The organism is Colwellia sp. BRX8-7 (assembly GCF_014077275.1).
GTDB lineage: Bacteria > Pseudomonadota > Gammaproteobacteria > Enterobacterales > Alteromonadaceae > Colwellia_A.
In genome coordinates this window covers 1-251 of the sequence record NZ_JACGVP010000128.1, presented here as the reverse complement: position 1 = coordinate 251, position 251 = coordinate 1, and the positions used below count along the sequence as shown (strand labels likewise).

Sequence of the window (251 nt, the reverse complement as noted above, 5' to 3'; positions counted from 1 at the left end):
AGGTATATTTATTATAATGAATAGAAGACAAGTATAAATCAAAGTTGTAGTGGTGCTTTTCAGCAACCAGTACCGTCACATTTGCTGCAACAATCAGTATCATTGGACACCAAGGTTGCGGAGCGATTGACGTACCTGAGCCTGCCACTATTTGGTTATTAGGTTTAGGTATATTTATTATAATGAATAGAAGACAAGTATAAATCAAAGTTGTAGTGGTGCTTTTCAGCAACCAGTACCGTCACATTTGC

Annotated in this window: 1 protein-coding gene; it reads left to right on the top strand. The window is 37.1% G+C overall.

The window, feature by feature from the left end; genetic code table 11:
• Positions 1-92 precede the first annotated feature (92 nt).
• Positions 93-203 carry a PEP-CTERM sorting domain-containing protein gene (locus tag H4J57_RS20415; RefSeq protein ID WP_182244013.1) on the top strand — a complete coding sequence of 37 codons (111 nt, stop codon included), beginning with the start codon at positions 93-95 and terminating at the stop codon, positions 201-203.
• The last annotated feature ends 48 nt before the right edge of the window (positions 204-251 follow it).